This is a genomic window from Gordonia sp. UBA7599, assembly GCA_002477755.1.
Classification (GTDB): domain Bacteria; phylum Actinomycetota; class Actinomycetes; order Mycobacteriales; family Mycobacteriaceae; genus Gordonia.
The window spans coordinates 1-313 of sequence record DLKD01000011.1; the positions used below are offsets into that span (position 1 = coordinate 1).

The window sequence follows — 313 nt, forward strand, 5'->3', positions numbered from 1 at the left end:
GAACACCGCCGCACCACCGTCGGGGTCGGCGGCTCGGGCCAGCGCGGCAATCCGGGCGGGCCACTGTTGGCAGCGCTCGAGCCCCACGCCGACGATCGCGACCGCGTCGCAGCGGGAATGCAGTTCACTGATTCCCTGCTTCGCCGCGGATTCCTGTGGTCCACCATCGTCAAAGCAGGACGCGGGGCCGACACTCAGATCGACGCAATACAGCCCGACCGCCGCGGGACCGTCGTCGGAGGCCACGGCGAAGCCCTCGACATCAAGCGCGCTGGTCAATACCGCCGCATCCGGGCCGGGCGACCCGGCCACC

At 70.9% G+C, this 313-nt stretch carries 1 protein-coding gene; it reads right to left on the reverse strand.

Annotated elements, in window-relative coordinates; genetic code table 11:
• Positions 1 to 313: hypothetical protein (locus B4L26_RS00815; protein WP_290714664.1), on the reverse strand; the 313-nt coding region annotated here is incomplete at both ends.